Raw genomic sequence first — 18,537 nt, 5'->3', positions numbered from 1 at the left:
TGCGACGGCGGGGAACCCCCTCGGCTTTTTCTCTCGCCACCCCGGACGGTTTTGTTATCTTTGTTGTAGAGGTAAACGGGGAGGTCAAGAACCATCGCCGTTCAATGACTTCCGAAGCCCGACGGCTTCACCGGTTCTTTCAGGACGAGGGACGTGATGCGGCATTTGGCATATCTACTGATTGGCGACCCCGATCCCGATTCCGCCCTGTCCAGATCTGAAGCCCTGACGGCCAAGGGCTATCGCTGCATTCAGGCATCGGATGGCCATACACTTCTCTCGCTGGCGGATTCCCGAAAACCCGATGTGATCCTTCTCGGCACGTTCGCGGCGCCGGTCGATACCGCCAGTATCGTCAGTGCCCTGAAATCCGCGGACGCCACGCAGAATATTCCGATCGTGTTGATCGATGCACCGCTGGACGGTCCGGCTTTGGCGCAATATCGCGACGCGGGCGCGGACGACCTGCTGCCGCCGGATGACACGCTGGATGAGCTTCTGGCGCGACTGCCGCGCCTCAGCCGGTCCTCCGTGATGTTCTCGGAATTGCAGCGGCGCGTTCAGACGGCCGCCGAATTCGGCATCGACGTGGACCCGCGCCAGTTCCACCGCGGATATCCAAATGAGCCTCAGGTCATTGCCGTCGCACAGAATGGGGCCACCTGACATCCCTCGGCAAAACGCTGAACGCTTCGGGACTTCACTGCATTCCGGAGGTAAGCCCCTTCCGGGCGGCGGACCGTCTCGACGAGGGCCGGTTTGACGCGGCCATCATCGCCATTGACGAAGGCGATGATCTGGGCCGGGTACAGTATCTGTGCTCTCACATCCGCAACAATCCGCGACTGTTCAATCTGCCGACCCTGGTCCTCTCCAACGGCCGGGCGAACCATGTCGACATGGATCTGTATCGTGGGGGTGCTGCCATCGTGCTTTCAGGCAAGGCCGATCAGGCCCTGTTGAGCACCTACATCCATATGCTGGTCAACCGGCAGCGTCTGCGCTGGACCATGCGCGACCCGTACAAGGCGACCCTGTCGAACAAGACAGCGGATCAGACCGGCGTCGCCTATTCTGCTGAATTCTGGAACGCGCATCTGCCGCGATGTGTCCGCGCCGCGCAGGACCGGGGCGCTAACCTCGCGCTCGGCTACATCGAGGTCCCGACCCTGCCCCGCATTCGGGAGGAGTATGGCGAAGAGAATGCGGAGATCCTGGCGCATCAACTGGCGGATTGGATCACCGGTATGACCCGCATCGAAGACACCGTGGCCCGCATCGGCCCGGATACTTTCGCGATCCTGCTGCCCGACACGCCGGAAAGCGAAGCAAACCGCGTCGTGCAACGAATCATCGGCATTCTCCACAGTTCCGAATTTCATCTCGGCGAAGAGGTCATGCAGGTCATCCATGCCTGGGCGGAAGGCGGGGTTGCCGGATTGCAATCCGGCGACACGGCGGAGAGCCTGCTAGAACGCGCAAGGCAGATTGCGACCTGACAAGTTGGTGAGGTCCTATGGCCACGGCCGTCCTTTGATCCTATATGTCCGGGCATGATCACGATCGACGTCTTTTCCGACCCCATCTGCCCGTGGTGCTACATCGGCAAGAAGCGCCTGGATGAAGCGCTTGCCGCGCGACCGGATATTCCGGTTACGGTGCGCTGGCGGGCGTTTCAGCTCAATCCGGACATGCCGCGCAGCGGGATGGACCGCCAGGCCTATCTTTCCGCCAAATTCGGCGGGGCCGACCGTGCCGGCGAGGTCTATGGCCATATTCGCAGGGTCGGCAGCCAGGTCGGCATCGACTTCCAGTTCGATCGTATCCCGAGAACGCCCAGCACCCTGAAGGCGCACCGCCTGATCCGCTACGCCCACCGCCCCGACATCGACAAGGCGAATGACCTCGTTCCGGCCCTGTTTCAGGCCTATTTCCTGGACGGCCGGGATATCGGCGACGACGAGACCTTGCTGGACATCGCGGAAGGCGTCGGCATGCAACGGGCCGATCTGGCCGCGTATCTGGCAACCGATGAGGACGAAAACGAAGTCCAGGCCGAAGACGTCTATGCCCGCCGGCTTGGTATAGGCGGCGTACCGTGCTTCATCGTCGACGGGAAGTACGCCCTGTCCGGGGCTCAGGAACCGGAAGCGTTTCTGCCGATCCTGGACATGGCGCTTCAGGAAAGTTCGGACGCGGCATCCAGTGCCTCCGAATAGGTCCGAACGCCCCTCCCCTGGTCCCGGGTCTTAGCCGGCGACCTTTGCCAGGGCCTCAGCAACCTTTCGAACGCCTTTCAGACGGCGCTTCGAGTCCGTCCAGGGCCGCATGATCACCAATTTGTGGTCCGGCCGCAGTTTGGTTGTGCCGGCCATCCGCTGAATGAAGCCGATCAAACCCGCGGGATTGGAGAATGCGTCATTCCGGAAGGAGATCAGGGCGCCTTTCGGACCGGCATCGACCTTTTCAATCCCCGCCGCCTTGCAGGCCTGCTTGATCGCCACCACGGCCATCAGATTCTCGACTTCCTCCGGCATTGGGCCGAAACGGTCGACGACCTCCACGGCGAACTGGTCAATTTCCTTGGCGGATTTCAGGTCGGACAAGCGGCGATACAGGCCGAGCCGTACCGACAGGTCCGGAACATATTTTTCGGGGATGAGAACGGCGATCCCGACATTGATCGTCGGCGTCCAGGTCTCTTCAATTTCCTCCGCGGCGACATGATCACGGGCGGCGGCGACGGCCTCCTCCAGCATCCGTTGATACAGCTCGACACCGACTTCCTTGATATGACCGGACTGCTCTTCCCCGACCAGGTTACCCGCGCCTCGGATATCCAGGTCGTGGCTGGCCAGGGTGAATCCGGCACCAAGACTGTCCAGGGTCTGCATGACATCCAGTCGCTTCCGCGCGGTTTCGGTCAGGACCTTCCCCGGCGGCAGGGTCAGATAACAATACGCGCGCTGTTTCCCGCGCCCGATCCGGCCCCGCAACTGATAGAGCTGCGCCAGACCGAACATGTCGGACCGATGAATGATCATCGTGTTGGCGTTGGGAATATCCAGACCGCTTTCGACAATGTTGGTGGCCAACAGCACGTCGTATTTGCCGGCAACGAAATCCGTCATCACGGTTTCCAACTCCCGCGCGCCCATCCGACCGTGCGCCACGGCTACGGATGAGTTGGGGGTCAGTTCCCGAATCCGCTCACGAACGCGGTCGAGATCGGACACTCGCGGGCAGACATAGAAGATCTGGCCGCCGCGATAGCGCTCCCGCCGGATCGCCTCTCGCAGCACCACCGGATCGTAAGGCAGAACGAAGGTACGGACGGCCAGACGATCCACCGGCGGACTTGCGATGATCGACATTTCCCGAACACCGGCCAACGCCATCTGCAAAGTCCGCGGAATAGGCGTCGCCGTCAGGGTCAGGACATGCACGTTGGCCCGCAGCTGTTTCAGCCGTTCCTTCTGCTGAACCCCGAAATGCTGCTCCTCGTCCACGATCAGCAGCCCAAGATCCCGCACCTTCACGGATTTCGCCAGCAATGCATGGGTTCCGACAACGATGTCGACCGTCCCATCGGCCAGTCCCGCCTTGACCTCTTCCGCCGCTTTGCCCGTCACAAGGCGCGACAACTGGCGCACGCGCACCGGCAGGCCCTGGAAACGTTCCTCAAAAATACGGAAATGCTGGCGCGCCAACAGTGTCGTCGGTACGACAACGGCGACCTGCTTTCCGGTCATCGCCACGGCGAAGGCGGCGCGCAGGGCGACTTCGGTCTTGCCGAATCCGACATCGCCGCAGACCAGCCGGTCCATCGGCTTGCCCGATGCCAGATCGGTGAAGACGTCTTCGATCGCCTTCAGCTGATCCTCGGTCTCGCTGAAGGCGAAGCGTGCGCAGAACTCGTCATAGGCGCCCTGCTGCGGCACGACGGGCTCACCCTTGCGCAGGGCGCGCTCAGCCGCGATTTTCATCAGCGATTCCGCAATCTCACGTACGCGCTGTTTAAGCTTTGCCTTGCGGGCCTGCCAGGCAACCCCGCCCAGCTTGTCGAGCTGCACTCCGGCCTCTTCAGAGCCATAGCGGGACAGCACTTCCAGGTTCTCAACGGGCAGATAGAGCCGATCGTCCCCGGAATACACAAGCCGCAGGCAATCGTGCGGCGCCCCATCGACGGTCAGGGTTTCCAATCCGTCATACCGCGCGATGCCGTGTTCGACATGCACCACCAGATCACCGGTCTCGATCGCGGAAAGTTCGGTAATGAACTCTTCGCCGCGCCGCCGCCGACGCGCCGGCCGGGACAGCCTCTCGCCGAGAATATCCGGTTCGCTGATGACCTGGATATCGTCTGTTTCAAAACCCGCATCGACCGGAAGGACACCGATGGCGGCCTTGCCCATCGGAACACCATCCAGCTCCGACCAGGACCGGACATCCGCCAGATCCGTCAACCCACCGTCCCGCAGCAGCAGCTTCAGACGCTCTCGAGCGCCTTCTCCCGACGCGGCAATCAGACTGCGTCTCTGATCTGTGGTTTTGACACGTTCGGCAACGGCCTCGAACAGATCGACATCGGGGGATTTCCGCGCCGCTGCAAAATCCGGAATCCGTCGCGCCCCGAACTCCACGCCGCCCTCGGACCCGACATCCGGCAAGGGATAGGCATTCAGCGCGAAGACGCGGGACAAGGCGATCCGCTCCGACCATTCCTTCGCGGTGAAATACAACATTTCCGGCGCGATGGGTTTGTACGGCGGTGGCCCGTCATCATCGGTCCGACGCCGTTTCTGACGGATGGCCTCTTCGTCCTTGCGGGCAGCATAGTGATCCTGGACGGTCTCAAGCCGCGCCGCGATCGCCTCATCGGCCTGGATGTCCAGTACGATCGGTGAGTCTTCCGGCATCCAGTCCGGGATGCATTCCATGTGATCGTGGAACAGGGGCAGCCAGTGTTCGACACCCGGCGCGCGCCGCCCCTCGCTCACAGCCTCGAATAGCGGGTCCCCGGTAGCGTCCCCGCCGAACAATTGCCTGTAGGATTGCCGAAACCGATCGATATGCTCACGATCCAGCATGATTTCGCTGACCGGACGCAGAATCAGGCTGTCCGCCTGGCCCAGAGTGCGCTGGGACATGGCATCAAACCGGCGGATGGATTCCAGTTCGTCACCGAAAAAATCCAGTCGCAGCGGATCCGGCTCGCCAGGCGGAAAAACATCCAGAATACCGCCACGCACGGCGTATTCCCCGGGCTCCCGCACCGTATTCGCGCGGCGATATCCGTTTCGCTCAAAGAAGGTTTGCAGTGTCTCGACAGCGCAGCGTTCGCCCTTATCAACCGTCAGCGTCGATTCCTGGAACGACTGCACCGGCGGAACCTTCTGAAGTACGGATGCAACCGTTGTCAGGACGACGACCATGCGACCGTCGATACCGGCGGCCAGTTCCGATAGCGCGTCGAGCCTTCCTGCAACGCTTTCCGCATTCGGCGACACACGGTCATAGGGAAGACAGTCCCAGGCCGGCAGCAGAATCATTTCCAGATCAGGGTCCACGAAGGAAAGGCGCGCGGCGGCCTGCCGCATCCGCCCCTCATCGCGCATGACGGCCAGAACGGGACCGCCGCTGCGGCGCACGATCTGGGCCAGGGCCAGGGTATCGGCGCCTTCTGGCGCGCCGGCGACAACGGTTCGGCCGGGTCCGGTCGCAAGTGAATCAGGCAGGCTCAAGACTGGCTCAACGGTGATTTGGCGAATTCGAATATCCGGCGGAACATCGGGCCCTCAATCTGCTCCGGGACCTCGGCACCATGAACCAGCATGGAATAGAAGGCCTGATCGGGGACATGCAGCAACGCCTCGAAATCGTCGAGCTGCGCCGGTTCGAACGAATCGAGGTTCCGGTCGGCGAAGTTGCCGAGGATGATATCCATCTCCTTCATGCCCCGATGCCACGCCCGAAACTTCAGCTTCTTTCGGCGTATCTCAAGAGGCAAAGCGTTGTCGTTGTCAGGTTCCATCATTCCTTGTCCGGGGACGGTGACGCAGCCGCCGGGCTGTCATGAGGCGCGTTTTACCGCCCTGATCCCGCCACCGCAAACCCGTCAGTTTGAATCGTTGATTTTCGTTCCGGCATCGGGCCGGTACACTCTGTTTCCCGCCGTGATTTACAGTTTGCAGGTCCATGCGTCCCGAAATCCTCTTTCCGCTCTTTGCCAAGCTGGACAGCCTGAAAGGCGTCGGGCCGCGGATTGCTACCCTACTGGAAAAGGCGGCGGGGCCGCATGTCATTGACCTTCTTTGGCACTTGCCAAGGGAGATTATAGATCGCCGGGCACGCCCGACCATCGCCGACGCGGTTCCCGGCAAGATCGTCACCCTGACTGTCACGGTCGGGCGGCATGATGCCCCGTCCGACCGGCGTCGTCCCTACCGAGTACAGACCTCGGATGCTACCGGCACGCTGACCCTGACCTTCTTTCGCGGGGATCGGAAGTATCTGGAGCAGCAGTTGCCGGAAGGCTCCCAACGCCTCGTGTCCGGCCGACTGGATCTTTATAACGGCATCAAGCAGATGGCCCATCCGGACCACATTCAACCGCTGGATAAAGCCTCCGAGATCCCGGAGATCGAACCGGTTTACCCCCTGACGCAAGGCGTCACACCGAAAGTTCTGGCAAAAGCTCTGACCGCTGCCCTGGACCGGGTGCCGGATCTGCCGGAATGGCTGGATCCTGCACATCTGGAGCGCATGAAATGGCCGACATGGCACGAGGCGATCCGGGATGCGCACAATCCGCGCGGAACTGCGGATCTGTCGCCTCTGTCGCCGCTCCGCCAACGGCTGGCCTATGACGAACTGCTGGCCAATCAGTTGGCATTGACGGTCGTACGCCGAAAGGCAAAGCGTCAGGGCGGGCAGGCCATCCAGGGAGATGGATCGCTGCGCGACAAGGCTCGCGGGGCCCTTCCATTTGCCCTCACCGGCAGTCAGGAGATGGCCCTGGCCGAAATCTTCGCCGACATGGCCTCCGGCAACCGGATGCTGCGGTTGCTGCAGGGCGACGTCGGCAGCGGCAAGACCGTCGTTGCCCTCATGGCCATGCTGAACGCCGTCGAATGCGGCGGACAGGCGGCCCTGATGGCGCCGACCGAGATCTTGGCCCGGCAGCATTACGAAACGATCGCACCGCTTGTCGCCAAGCTGGGTCTCAAATGCATCGTCCTGACGGGCCGTGACAAGGGGGCGGCACGGCGAGACGCCCTTGCAGCACTGGCGGAAGGGCGCGCGCCGATCGCCATCGGAACCCATGCCCTTTTCCAGGACGACGTTACCTTCCGCGACTTGAAACTCGCGATCATCGACGAACAACATCGTTTCGGGGTCCATCAGCGGCTGTCCCTGGGATCCAAGGGGCAGCGGGCCGATGTTCTGGTCATGACGGCAACGCCGATCCCCAGAACCCTGACCATGACTGCCTACGGGGATCTCGATTCGTCCCGCCTGACCGACAAGCCGCCGGGCCGGCAGCCCATCAAGACCGTCGTCATCTCGGACAGTCGCCTGCATGAGGTCGTGGACGGCATCGGGCGCAAGCTCAAGGAAGGCGCAAAGGTCTATTGGGTCTGTCCGTTGGTCGAGGAGTCCGAAACCAGCGATCTTGCCAATGCGGAGGGACGCTACGCAGATCTGTGCCGGGCCTTCGGAGAGGCAAAGGTCGCCCTGGTGCACGGCCGGATGAAGGCCAAGGAGAAGGATGCCGCCATGTCCCGTTTCGTCGACGGTCCGGCGGATATCCTGGTAGCAACGACGGTGATCGAGGTCGGCGTGAATGTGCCCGCAGCGACAGTCATGGTCATCGAACAGGCAGAGCGGTTCGGTCTGGCACAGTTGCACCAGTTGCGCGGGCGCGTCGGGCGCGGCGACGCTGCCTCGACCTGTATTCTCGTGCGGGCAGAACAATTGAGCGAGACCGCCCGGGAACGGTTGCGCACGATGGCCGAGACCGAAGACGGGTTCGTCATCGCGGAAAAGGACCTGGAATTGCGCGGAGCCGGGGAAATACTGGGTACACGACAGAGTGGCCTGCCGGAGTTCCGTCTGGCGGATATCGGGCTGCATGGCGACCTGATGCGGATCGCGAATGACGACGCGCGCCTGGTCCTGGAACGCGACCCGGACCTGACCGGCGACAGGGGCCGCAAGCTGCGCTATCTGCTGTATCTCTTCGAACGCGACGCGGCGATTGCCAACCTGAAATCCGGTTAGCCGGTGTCCTTCTTGCCGTTTTCGTCTTCGCCGACCAGATGCACGCCCGGATGCACGATCCCGGCGGAGATCACCAGCTTCACGGCGTCTTCGACCGACATACTCAGCACGATCAGGTCTTCCCGCGGCACGAAGAGCAGGAAACCGGAGGTCGGGTTCGGCGTTGTCGGAAGGAAGACATTGACCGTGTCCCGGGCCAGTTTCTCACGCAATTCGCCTTCGGTCGAAGCTGTCACGAAGGCCACAGCCCACAGTCCCTTGCGGGGATATTCGACCAGCACCGCCTGGCGAAAGGCGTTGGACTGGTTCTGCAGCACGGTCTGAAAGATCTGCTTCGTCAGCTTGTAGAGGCTGCGAATGACTGGCATCCGGTCCAGGATCTTCTCGCCCAGTCCAACGACCCAGCGACCGACAAGGCCCGCGGTAAAGGCGCCGATCAGCGTGATGACAATCATCAGGACCAGAACGCCCAGGCCTGGAACACCGAAGTCGACCCCCAGATACTGCTGGAAATAGGTGTCGGGGTTATAGCGTGCCGGAATCAACGGCATGATGGTGTCGTCGATATAGGTGACGATCCATACCGCTAGGGCGATTGTGATCGCGACCGGCGCGGTAACCAGAACCCCCGCCAGGAAGTAAGCCCGGAGCTTGGCAAACAATCCGCCGCGCGGATGATGATGCGATTGCTGATCGTCTTCGGGCGTACGCATTATATCAGAGGCCCCTTGCGTTTGCTGCCCTTCGAATGGGCGAAATCTGGTCGATATTGCACCGCAATAAACGGCAGCCCCACTATAGGGCCAATCGGCGACGGATCAAACGGCACATGGATGGTTCATCCGGCCCGCCCGAGGACGTCATCGGCATGTCCGACACGATCCGGCCCGAATATCAGAGAAACCACTGTGCCACGACCCAATTCCGAAGAAATCTCGAGCTTCGCATCGTGAAGCCGGGCCAGATTATCCGCCAGGGGTAGTCCCAGACCGGTACCCGGCAGTTCCTCCTGGGGTGCATTGTCCAGTTGCTGAAACTTCGTCATCGCCAGCGGAATGTCGCTCGGGCGCATGCCGATTCCCGTATCGCAAACCTGAAAGCGGACGCCGCCCTCCGCCGTCGTATCCGCCCGAACGGTCACCATACCGCCGCGGGGCGTGAACTTGATCGCGTTGGAGAGCAGATTCAGGAGGATTTGCTTCACACGGCGCTCGTCGCACCGCACCAGCGCAATGCCGTTTTCAATCTCGGTTTCGATTTCCAGTCCATTGTTTCGCGCCCGTTCATGGACCAGTCGGACCGCCCCTTCGATCGCCGCCTCCGGTTCGATGTAGGATTCATCGAGTTCCAGATGGCCGGCCTCGGCCTTGGAAAGATCGAGAATATCGTTGATCAGGGACAGCAGGTGCCGACCGCTCTGCCGAATGTCGGCGGCATACTCCCGATATTGCTGCCACGATTCCGGACCCATGACCTGGGATTCCAGGATCTCGGCGAAACCGATGACGGAGTTGAGCGGTGTACGCAGTTCATGGCTCATATTGGCCAGAAACTCGGACTTGGTGCGGTTGGCAATTTCCGCCTGATCCCGCGCACGGGCCAGTTCTTCGGTCCGGCTGCGAACCGCCAGGGTAATCCGCCGGTTGACCTGCAGCAGCAACGCAATCAGCAGACCGACCACAACAAACAGGCCGGCACCGCCGTACCGCACGATCGTCCCCAACGACTCGTCGCGGCCCCCTTCATAGCCGGGCAGCATGTCCCAACTGTACCGCCAGACCGTTTCGCCATAGGCAATCGGCACCTCGAAGGTCTGCACGGCATTCGGCAGGGGCAGCCCATGCCCGATCAGCGGCTCCTCCCCGTCCCGGCCAGCAATCTTCACGCCCAGGCGCAACACCAACCCGTCGGGAGCGACCGAAGTCAGGAAGGACTCAAAGAAGGTCAACAGATCAAAGACGGCGATCAGCACCCCCTCCTTGCCGTTGACATCCGTCCGCGCCGCCAGCGTCAGGGTTGGCCAGCCATCCGCGCTTTCGAAGGGCGAGCCCAGCACGACCCGCCCGACGAGCCGAAATGCACTGGAAGCAGCTTGGTGCACCGCCGGAATCTCCGACAGTGCCATACCCGTTTGCAGCGGGACATCCGTGCCGCTGGCCGCTGTGACAATGAACTGTTCGGAAGGCAGCGCCCCGGCATCATGGTGCCGAACCGCATAGATCACGGAGTCGAACCGGACGGAATCGGTATGTCGCAGTGACTTTCGGATCACGGCGGACAGGGCCTCCTCCGTCAGGGGCGAAACCGTGCCATGCACGCGCTCCGACATCACGCTGACCGACACCTCTCCCTGATTGAGGGCAAGCGTCGCAAACTCGGTCAGACGATAGGCATCGCTTCGGGCGCGGTCTGTCCAGTCATCGAACTCCCGCTGCTCAAGGCTGCTTGCCGCGTAGAAGCTGGTCGCAACGCCAAACAGGATGATGCAGACAGCGATCGCCGCCGTACCGAGCGAGTATCCGCCCGGCCTCCACGGGAGCCAGTTCGACAGTCCGTCCATCACCAAAATCACCCTCGGTCGACCGCAAGCATCATTCTGGAAAAGCGCCAGTTTGTAAAAACTAACCGCTAACAATCCGGATGGCGACAACCCTCTCGCCATCGTCTTGGCCATGCGGTAACTTGAGATGCATAATCGGAGGGGATAGGGCCGTTACGATGACGGGGGAAAGCGCCAGGACGCTGGCGAATGTTTTTCTTTTCAAAGATTTGTCTGAGGAAGATCGTGCGCGTGTTGAAGCACGCTGCCGCTGGCGGGACTTTGCGCCACAGGAACAGATCATCGATTTCCAGGACGATAGTCAGGACGTCTATTTCATAACCCGGGGCGTTGCCCGCGTCGTGAACTACTCCATCTCCGGCCGCGAGATCGCCTTCGACGATCTGAAGGAAGGAGCGGTCTTCGGAGAACTGGCCGCGGTGGACGGAGAGCCCCGTTCCGCGAATGTCGTCGCGGTCGCGCCGACCACGGTCGGTCTGATGCACCCCCAGACGTTTCGCAGCGTCCTGGAGGAGCATCCCGAAATCGCCTTTACCCTGATGAAGCGCCTCACCCAGATGGTGCGGATGTCGGTGGAACGGATCATGGATTTGAGCACTCTGGGCGCCAACAACCGCGTCTATGCCGAATTGCTTCGCCTCGCCAAGCCGACGGTTCAGGACGACGGTACGGCCAAGATTGACCCGATCCCGATTCATTCCGAACTGGCCAGCCGCGTTTCCACGACCCGCGAGACCGTGGCGCGCGTGCTCAGTGACCTGTCGCGCAAGGGATTGGTAAAGCGGGCCGGCAACGTCCTTCAACTGACCGACACCAACCGCCTGCGCGACATGGTCGAGCAGTTCCGCGGCGACTGATTCCGTCTCCAGCCGCTATGAATGCCCTGAAATTGTCAAATTTCGGCCGCGTCCTGTGACCGAAGTCACTGCATCCTCCAACCGTGGGAGGGATACTTCATCTATCAGAGGAGTATCGAGACATGGTGGAGATCAAGACGCTGATTTTGACGGTTCCGCTGACCATGCTGGCGCTCATTCTGAGTGCTTCAGATCGCTGGCTGCTCGCCGTTTTCTGAGCCGTTCGAAAAACGACCGATGAATGCGTTCTAGTGATTGACCCTTCGGGCGGCCTTCCCTATGTTCCGCCCCGGTCGACGGGCGGACCGATCCGGTGCCGCCCTTCCCGGGCACTTAGCTCAGTTGGTAGAGCATTCGACTTTTAATCGAACGGTCACAGGTTCGAATCCTGTAGTGCCCACCAAAATCCCCTAAAAATCAATACGATAGGCCGCCACCCGAGGCGGCTTTTTTGTGGTTTTTGACCTTGGGGAACTCTTGGGGAACGCTAGTACGGATTTTGGTGAATAATATCAGATAGATATTCAAATTATTTAGCCACCAAAGGTTGCCGCCCAACTTTTAATCGAACGGTCACAGGTTCGAATCCTGTAGTGCCCACCATTTTCCCTGATAATCAAATAGTTAGATAATGGACCTCACTGCAGGGGTTTCAGGAAACCGGCTTGTGCCCGGTCGGCCCATCGGGGTTTCCCGTTCCGGCGGCGAGGGGAATCTTGACGGTGACTTCCAGGCCGACCGGATCTCTTGGCGTGAGAAGCAAGGCCCCGTTCATCTTTTCGACCAGTTTCAATGAAATCGGGAGGCCGAGGCCGGTTCCCGGCTGACTGGCGACCATGGGATTGGCGGACCGCGTAAACGGCTCCAGCATTCGGTCCAGTTCTTCCGGCGCAATACCGGGTCCCTTGTCTCGAATCGACAAAACGCCGAACCCTTGCACTTCCGACAGTTCAATCCGAATTTCCGATTTGTCCGGGGAGAATTTGACGGCATTTGCCAGGACATTCACAATGACCTGATGGAGCGCGCGCTTGTCAGCGAGAACGGTCGGGTCGCCGGAGGGATCATCGATCTGGACCACGATACCGCGGGAGCGGACAGTCAGCCGCAGCAGGCTCATCGCATCATTCAATGCGCGATACAGGGATTGCGGCTTAAGTTCGAGCGCGCGGCCACCACGCTCCAGTTCAGAGAAATTCAGAATATCATCGATATGGGCATGCAGGATCTTTCCGGCGCGGTGAATCTGCCGGACGAACTCGACGTTCTTCTCGAGTGAGAACGTATTGTCTTTTGAGGTCACCAGTTCCGAATAGCCGATGATCGCATTCAACGGCGTTCTCAGTTCATGGCTCATATGGGCCAGAAACGTCGATTTCGCCTCGCTTGCCACATTTGAGGCATTCAGCGCCGCCTTGGTCGATGCAATCTGCTCCTCAAGCTGACGTTCGGTCGCCCGCCGGATCGCAATCTGTTCGGCGACTTCGGTCACGAATCGATCACCGGTCCGGGCCAGGGCGCCCAGTTCGTCATTCTCATGCCCTTTGGGCGATTGTATTCGGGAAGAACCCGGATCCGAGGAATCAATGGCCCGAAACGATTCGAGCAAGCTTCTCAGCGGTTTGGACGCGATATAATGGAACACGAACAAGAGAACCAAAGTCAGAAAGACATTTCGCGCCATACCGACCAGGAAAACCACGACCGCGCGATCCAGGAATCCGGACAGTGCCTCCGCCCGGCTGACCCGCACGATCATCTCACCCTGCCCGACGGCCTGGCTCTGCGCGATCGGCGGCGCCAGGGAGCGATGCAGTTCGACCTGTTCTTCCAGCAGACCTTTCAGGGCGTGATCCGGCCGACCCTCCAATGATTTCTTCGCCGACCCCAGAAGTTCACCATGATCGCCTATAATCTTTGCCTCGATTACGAAATCATAGATCAGAAGGCTTTGAGCCACCTGATCAGCCAGAGCGTAGTCGATTGTGAAGACCGCCCGAGCAGCCGGTTTTGCAGCCACACCGAGCAACTCCTCGATCTGTCGATCCAATGCGGCTTTCTGGCTGCCATAATCGAGATAGACCTGGAACGAGGACAGAATGATGCCGACGGTAATGGCCACCAGAACGCCGGCGCGCGCCAGCCGATAGGCCAGGCCACGCCCGAACCCGCCAAACTCTTCCTGGGTGTCTGCCGGCCGCCCCCCTCCAGTGGCCACCGGCGCCTCAGTCGACGCTGAGGCAGTCGCGGAACGCACTTCCCCACTCCTCATCCGGACGGATCCTGGCTGTCACCGGCAGAAGCCGCCCAAGCACAAAAATTTCATTACAACGCTCGCGCATAACGGAGCGTATCGGACAACGCGTTAACAGAATGTTGCGGATGGGAGGAAAAATCGACCCTCGAAACGCAAAATTGCAATCAGCCGATCTTTTCGTCCAGCTTCGCCATCACCCGGGGACTGACGAATTCGGAGATGTCACCGTTCAACTGCCTGATTTCTTTAACAAATCTGCTCGAAATAAACTGATGCCTCTCGGAGGCCATAAGAAACACGGTTTCGACATCACGATTCAGTCGCGCATTCATGCCCGTCATCTGGAACTCATACTCGAAATCCGACACGGCTCGGAGACCGCGAATGATGAGTTCCGCGCCGACGGAAACGGCATGATGCATCAACAGACCCTCGAAGGGCATCACGTCGACACGATTGCGCACCGCCTCCGGCAGGGTCGCGACCTCGGCCCGAACCAGTTCCGTGCGTTCCTCGAGGGAGAACAGCGGCCCCTTGCCGGCATTGATCGCAACCGAAACGATCAATCGGTCCACCATATGGGTGGCAGCCCGTCGGATGATGTCAAAGTGACCATTGGTAATCGGATCGAAGGTGCCAGGATAAATCCCCACCCGTTCGGTCTGCCCCATGAGATCTGGTTCCCTGGCTTCCGCTACGACACTGGACCTTAAGCGGCCGCCCCCGTTGCGGGGGCGGCACTGCGGTTATAGACCGGAATCATCGGAATCGGAAGTCAGCGGCTCCGGCTCGTCGGAACCGGTCTGCTCCGGCACGTTCCCTTCTTCGGAACCATCGCTTTCGATGACGTTCCCGTCCTCGTCCGTCGCCTCTGCATCCTCTCGCAGCCGGGCCACGGACACGACACGCTGTTCGCTGCCGACATCGAATACGATGACGCCCTTCCCGCCCCTGCGGCGCCAGGAGATACCCTGGCCGTGGATCCGGATGATCTGGCCCGCATCGCTGACCATCATCAGTTCATCCTGCGTCGGATCAAACAGGAACGCCGCGGCCACACTGGCGCCACGAAGATCCATGTTGTTGATCCCCTGCCCGCCGCGGCCGGTGACGCGATAGTCATAGGCAGAGGCCAACTGCCCCATGCCGCGGTCCGAGACGGTGAGAATGAATTCTTCCCTTTCCGCCATTTCGGCGAACTTTTCCTGCTGTAACAGCGCCGCGCGCTCCTCGTCCCGGACACGATCTTCGCCATTGGCATATTCGCCCGACGTTAGACGCTTCGTCGCCGCCTGGGCGCGCAGATAATCGTCCCGATCCTCCGGCGTATGATCGCTGTGGCGCAGGATCGACATGCCGATGACCTGATCGCCCTTCGCCAGCTTGATACCACGCACGCCGGTTGACGTCCGGCCGGAGAAGACACGAACCGCCCCGACCTCGAAGCGAATGCACTTCCCCTGCTGGGTGGACAACAGAATATCCTGATCGTCCGAGCAGACGCTTACGGAGACCAGACGGTCGCCCTCGTCCAGTTTCATGGCAATCTTGCCATTGGCCTTCACATTGGTGAAGTCGGACAGCTTGTTGCGTCGGACGTTGCCGGTCGCGGTTGCGAAAACCGCATCCAGTTCGGACCAGCTTCCCTCTTCCTCCGGCAGCGGCATGACCGTCGTGATCCATTCGTCCTTCTGCAACGGCAGGACGTTCACCATGGCTTTGCCGCGCGACTGCGGCGATCCGGCCGGCAGACGGTAGACCTTCATCATGTAGACCATGCCGCGCGACGAGAAGAACAGGACCGGCGTATGGGTCGACGTGACGAAGACGCTGGAAATCGCATCCTCATCCTTCATCGACATGCCGGTTCGCCCCTTGCCCCCGCGGCGCTGTGCACGATAGGTCGCCAATGGCGTGCGCTTGATGTAGCCGCCATGGGTGACGGTAACGACCATATCCTCGCGCTGAATCAGGTCCTCGATGTCGTGCTCGAACTCGTTTTCCAGAATCACCGTCCGGCGGGGATCTGCGAAACGGTCCCGAATGTCCCGCAGTTCATCCGTCAGAACTTCCATACGCCGCGGCCGTGAGCCGAGAATCTCCAGATAATCGGAAATCTGAATCTGGATTTCACGCGCTTCAGCTTCCAGCTTCTCGCGCTCCATGCCCGTGAGGCGCTGCAGCCGCAGGTCGAGAATCGCACGCGCCTGACGTTCGCTCAGCCAGGCATTCTCACCGTCGACGCGGCTCTCCGGATCGTCGATCAGCTTCAGGTAGGGCAGGATTTCAGCGGCCGGCCAGGGCTTCGCCATCAGGGATTCGCGGGCCGACTGCGGGTCCGGCGCCTTGCGGATCAGCTCGATCACGGGGTCCAGGTTCAGGATCGCGATCATCAGGCCGGCCAGGATGTGCGCCCGGTCGCGGGCCTTGGCCAGTTCGAACGCCGTCCGGCGCTTGATCACGTCCTCCCGGAAATAGACGAAGGCGCCGATAATGTCCTTGAGCGACAGCGTCTTGGGCTGCCCGTCATGCAGCGCCAGCATGTTGACGCCGAAACTGGTCTGAAGCGGCGTGTGGCGGAAAAGCTGCGCCTTCACGACTTCGGGTTCGACACCGCGCTTCAACTCGATCACGACACGCACGCCGTCCCGATCGGATTCGTCGCGCAGATCGCCGACACCTTCCACCTGCTTCTCACGCACGACTTCAGCGATGCGTTCCAGCATGCGGGACTTGTTCACCTGGTACGGAATTTCCGTGACGATCAACGCCTGACGATCCTTGCCGACATCCTCGATGTCGACCTTGGAGCGCATGATGACGGAGCCGCGCCCCGTCGCATAGGCCGCCCGAATTCCGGCGCGCCCCAGGATTTCGCCACCGGTCGGGAAATCCGGACCCGGCACGATCTCCATGAGTTCTTCCATGGTGATATCGGGATTGGCGACATAGGCGATGCAGCCATCCAGAACCTCGCCGAGATTATGCGGCGGGATGTTGGTTGCCATGCCGACGGCGATACCGCCGCCGCCATTCACCAACAGGGCCGGGAAGCGCGCCGGCAGGACGCTGGGCTCGGTTTCCGATTCGTCGTAGTTCGGCTGGAAGTCGACGGTATCCTTGTCGATGTCGTCCAGCATCGTCTCGGCCGCCTTGGACAGGCGCGCCTCGGTATATCGCATGGCCGCAGCGGCATCGCCGTCCATCGACCCGAAATTCCCCTGCCCGTCGACCAGCGGCACCCGCAGGGAGAAGTTCTGCGCCATGCGAACCATGGCGTCGTAAATCGCACTGTCGCCATGGGGGTGGTACTTACCCATGACATCACCGACGATACGGGCGGATTTACGATACGGTTTGGTCGAATCGTAGCCGTTTTCCTTCATCGTATAGAGGATGCGGCGATGGACCGGTTTCAGACCGTCCCGAACATCCGGCAGCGCGCGGCTCACGATCACGCTCATGGCGTAATCGAGGTAGCTGCGGCGCATTTCGTCCTCGATCAGGACGGAGGAAATGTCAAAATCTGAAGGGGGTGCTGTATCGTCGGACAAGGCTGGAAGATCGCTTTTCGCTGTGGGATCGAAGGAGGGTCGTCGGACCGTCTCTGTCAGGAATCGCGCTGAACGCGATGGCTCATATATCTAGCATGCGCACCGGGTTCTGAACAACCAAATAAGGGAAATTTGCGCCGTTTTCAGGCCGCTTTGCACCCGTTCCAGGCCTGGGTAAACTGGCTCCCATGACAGATGCAAACTCCCGATCCGTTATCCTTGTAACGCATCAGCCGAGACCACTTCCGGATAGTGCTTCACAACGTCTTTCCGAACTTGGATATCGCCTTGAATGGGTCTGCCCCGCCGCAGGGCAGCCATTGCCGGAAATCGAGCCGACACATGCCGGTGCAATCGTCTATGGCGGCGAGTACGCGGCCACGGAGACGCGCCGCTTCCCTTTCATGGCGGATGAGGTCGACTGGGTCGGCCAATGGCTTGCCACGGGGCGCCCCTTTCTGGGTATCTGTTCCGGCGCACAGGTTCTCGCCGTCCAGCTGGGATCGGGCCTTTCCCCGCACCCGGATGGTTTGTCCGAGATCGGCTATTATACGATCGATCCGACGCCGGACGGCCTCTCGGTCTTCCCGACACGCATGACGGTCGCACAATGGCATTTCCTGGGCTTCGAAATCCCGGACAGCGCGATCCAGCTTGCGACCTCCGGAATATTTCCAAATCAGGCCTTCCGATATGCGGAGAACGCCTTCGGGTTTCAGTTTCACCCTGAGATCACCATGGAACAGCACGAGGCGTGGCTGGAAACACAGATCGACATGACGACCATTCCCGGCGCACAGGACGTCTTCACGCAACGCCAGTTGGCGGATGTCTATCACGCGCCGATGAGGGACTGGTTCATCGACTTCCTCGACAAATGGATTCGCGGCAACGTTCCCTGGTAGTCGGGGACGGGTTCCGAAACGGCTCGGGGCCCTCCCGGTGGACCGCCGCGTCATGCGACGATACCGAAAGGGCCCCGAACAACCGACGAGTGGATCGGTTTGGTCCGATCCCGTCCGTGGA

The 18,537-nt window shown here is 60.8% G+C and carries 13 protein-coding genes and 1 tRNA gene; 7 read left to right on the top strand and 7 right to left on the bottom strand.

The annotated features are described in order from the left end of the window. The first annotated feature begins 156 nt into the window (after window positions 1-156). The 3 genes from R8L07_18560 to R8L07_18550 all read left to right on the top strand — a co-directional run bounded on the left by R8L07_18560 (window position 157) and on the right by R8L07_18550 (window position 2,219). Window positions 157-666, top strand: coding sequence for a hypothetical protein (locus R8L07_18560; GenBank protein MDW3207542.1), 510 nt, complete (start codon window positions 157-159; stop codon window positions 664-666). Window positions 667-899: 233 nt separating this feature from the next. Beyond that, window positions 900-1,499: a diguanylate cyclase gene (locus R8L07_18555; protein MDW3207541.1), complete on the top strand. Its 600-nt coding sequence runs from the start codon at window positions 900-902 to the stop codon at window positions 1,497-1,499. A gap of 54 nt (window positions 1,500-1,553) precedes the next feature. Next, a complete protein-coding gene (locus R8L07_18550) occupies window positions 1,554-2,219 on the top strand; it encodes a DsbA family oxidoreductase (protein MDW3207540.1) in 666 nt (221 codons plus the stop codon). A gap of 30 nt (window positions 2,220-2,249) precedes the next feature. Here R8L07_18550 and mfd read toward each other — a convergent pair whose 3' ends face one another. Together mfd and R8L07_18540 are read right to left on the bottom strand one after the other, a co-directional pair. After that, window positions 2,250-5,744 (bottom strand): transcription-repair coupling factor, encoded by a 3,495-nt coding sequence (gene mfd / locus R8L07_18545; GenBank protein ID MDW3207539.1) that lies wholly within the window; start codon window positions 5,742-5,744, stop codon window positions 2,250-2,252. Further along, window positions 5,741-6,037: a succinate dehydrogenase assembly factor 2 gene (locus R8L07_18540; GenBank protein MDW3207538.1), complete on the bottom strand. Its 297-nt coding sequence runs from the start codon at window positions 6,035-6,037 to the stop codon at window positions 5,741-5,743. Before R8L07_18540 ends, mfd begins: the two co-directional genes overlap by 4 nt. A gap of 161 nt (window positions 6,038-6,198) precedes the next feature. Between R8L07_18540 and recG the strand changes: the two genes are divergently transcribed. Beyond that, on the top strand, window positions 6,199-8,283 hold the full coding sequence (gene recG / locus R8L07_18535) for an ATP-dependent DNA helicase RecG (protein MDW3207537.1): 2,085 nt from the start codon (window positions 6,199-6,201) through the stop codon (window positions 8,281-8,283). On the opposite strand, the gene R8L07_18530 is transcribed toward recG, so the two are convergent. Together R8L07_18530 and R8L07_18525 are read right to left on the bottom strand one after the other, a co-directional pair. Further along, window positions 8,280-8,996 (bottom strand): DUF502 domain-containing protein, encoded by a 717-nt coding sequence (locus R8L07_18530; protein MDW3207536.1) that lies wholly within the window; start codon window positions 8,994-8,996, stop codon window positions 8,280-8,282. The genes recG and R8L07_18530 overlap by 4 nt on opposite strands. 125 nt (window positions 8,997-9,121) lie before the next feature. Then, window positions 9,122-10,843, bottom strand: a complete 1,722-nt coding sequence (locus R8L07_18525; GenBank protein ID MDW3207535.1) for an ATP-binding protein — start codon at window positions 10,841-10,843, stop codon at window positions 9,122-9,124. Between the two features lie 158 nt (window positions 10,844-11,001). Here R8L07_18525 and R8L07_18520 point away from each other — a divergent pair, with 158 nt between their 5' ends. Both R8L07_18520 and R8L07_18515 read left to right on the top strand, forming a co-directional pair. Further along, on the top strand, window positions 11,002-11,700 hold the full coding sequence (locus R8L07_18520) for a Crp/Fnr family transcriptional regulator (GenBank protein ID MDW3207534.1): 699 nt from the start codon (window positions 11,002-11,004) through the stop codon (window positions 11,698-11,700). Window positions 11,701-12,027: 327 nt separating this feature from the next. Next, a tRNA-Lys gene (locus R8L07_18515) sits at window positions 12,028-12,103 on the top strand. A 249-nt stretch (window positions 12,104-12,352) separates the two neighbouring features. On the opposite strand, the gene R8L07_18510 is transcribed toward R8L07_18515, so the two are convergent. The 3 genes from R8L07_18510 to gyrA form a co-directional block, all read right to left on the bottom strand. After that, window positions 12,353-13,957 (bottom strand): HAMP domain-containing sensor histidine kinase, encoded by a 1,605-nt coding sequence (locus tag R8L07_18510; protein ID MDW3207533.1) that lies wholly within the window; start codon window positions 13,955-13,957, stop codon window positions 12,353-12,355. A gap of 164 nt (window positions 13,958-14,121) precedes the next feature. After that, entirely contained in the window at window positions 14,122-14,628 is a 507-nt protein-coding gene (coaD, locus tag R8L07_18505; GenBank protein ID MDW3207532.1) for a pantetheine-phosphate adenylyltransferase, read from the bottom strand. A 75-nt stretch (window positions 14,629-14,703) separates the two neighbouring features. Next, complete coding sequence (gyrA, locus tag R8L07_18500; GenBank protein MDW3207531.1) at window positions 14,704-17,511, bottom strand: DNA gyrase subunit A; 2,808 nt, start codon at window positions 17,509-17,511, stop codon at window positions 14,704-14,706. A 320-nt stretch (window positions 17,512-17,831) separates the two neighbouring features. Here gyrA and R8L07_18495 point away from each other — a divergent pair, with 320 nt between their 5' ends. Next, window positions 17,832-18,416, top strand: coding sequence for a glutamine amidotransferase (locus R8L07_18495; protein MDW3207530.1), 585 nt, complete (start codon window positions 17,832-17,834; stop codon window positions 18,414-18,416). Window positions 18,417-18,537: the final 121 nt, after the last annotated feature.

This window comes from Alphaproteobacteria bacterium (genome assembly GCA_033344895.1).
In the GTDB taxonomy this organism is placed as follows: Bacteria; Pseudomonadota; Alphaproteobacteria; order UBA8366; family Aestuariispiraceae; genus Pacificispira.
The sequence above is the reverse complement of the archived record's forward strand: the minus strand, read 5'-3'. Positions and strand labels throughout refer to the sequence as shown.

What these genes read in the sequence shown, in the direction of transcription:
- R8L07_18560 (MDW3207542.1), top strand. Translation starts at nt 157, where the DNA reads ATGCGGCATTTGGCATATCTACTGATTGGCGACCCCGATCCCGATTCC.
- R8L07_18555 (MDW3207541.1), top strand. Translation starts at nt 900, where the DNA reads ATGGATCTGTATCGTGGGGGTGCTGCCATCGTGCTTTCAGGCAAGGCC.
- R8L07_18550 (MDW3207540.1), top strand. Translation starts at nt 1,554, where the DNA reads ATGATCACGATCGACGTCTTTTCCGACCCCATCTGCCCGTGGTGCTAC.
- R8L07_18540 (MDW3207538.1), bottom strand. Translation starts at nt 6,037, where the DNA reads ATGATGGAACCTGACAACGACAACGCTTTGCCTCTTGAGATACGCCGA.
- recG (MDW3207537.1), top strand. Translation starts at nt 6,199, where the DNA reads ATGCGTCCCGAAATCCTCTTTCCGCTCTTTGCCAAGCTGGACAGCCTG.
- R8L07_18530 (MDW3207536.1), bottom strand. Translation starts at nt 8,996, where the DNA reads ATGCGTACGCCCGAAGACGATCAGCAATCGCATCATCATCCGCGCGGC.
- R8L07_18525 (MDW3207535.1), bottom strand. Translation starts at nt 10,843, where the DNA reads ATGGACGGACTGTCGAACTGGCTCCCGTGGAGGCCGGGCGGATACTCG.
- R8L07_18520 (MDW3207534.1), top strand. Translation starts at nt 11,002, where the DNA reads ATGACGGGGGAAAGCGCCAGGACGCTGGCGAATGTTTTTCTTTTCAAA.
- coaD (MDW3207532.1), bottom strand. Translation starts at nt 14,628, where the DNA reads ATGGGGCAGACCGAACGGGTGGGGATTTATCCTGGCACCTTCGATCCG.